Source organism: Shewanella olleyana, from assembly GCF_023283825.1.
Lineage (GTDB): Bacteria > Pseudomonadota > Gammaproteobacteria > Enterobacterales > Shewanellaceae > Shewanella > Shewanella olleyana.
Map to the genome: position 1 here is coordinate 1 of NZ_JAKILD010000078.1, position 608 is coordinate 608.

At 44.1% G+C, this 608-nt stretch carries 1 protein-coding gene; it reads right to left on the minus strand.

Features of this window, described 5'->3' with window-relative positions; genetic code table 11:
* On the minus strand, window positions 1-608 hold a 608-nt coding region (locus L2735_RS19910; protein WP_248986316.1), incomplete at both ends, for a GTP-binding protein.

The following is a 608-nucleotide window of genomic DNA, read 5'->3' on the forward strand; positions in this document are numbered from 1 at the left end:
GTAGTGTGAGGAGTGATAGTACCTGGCTGTGCCAATACTTGACCACGCTCAACATCTTCACGCTTAGTACCACGTAAAAGAACACCACAGTTTTCGCCAGCACGACCTTCGTCAAGAAGCTTGCGGAACATTTCAACACCAGTACAAGTAGTCTTAGTCGTTTCTTTAACACCAACGATTTCAACTTCTTCACCAACGCGGATGATACCACGCTCAACACGACCAGTAACAACTGTACCACGACCTGAAATTGAGAATACATCTTCAATTGGAAGTAGGAACGGCTTATCAATGTCACGCTCTGGCTCTGGGATGTATGAATCTAACGCTTCAGCTAGTTCAATAATCTTTGGTTCCCAAGCTGCATCGCCTTCAAGAGCTTTAAGTGCAGAACCTTGGATAACTGGTAAGTCATCACCTGGGAAGTCATATTCAGAAAGAAGTTCACGAACTTCCATTTCTACTAATTCAAGTAGCTCTTCGTCATCAACCATGTCACATTTGTTCATGAATACGATGATGAAAGGTACGCCAACCTGACGTGAAAGCAAGATGTGCTCACGTGTTTGTGGCATTGGACCATCTGTAGCAGCAACTACTAAGATAGC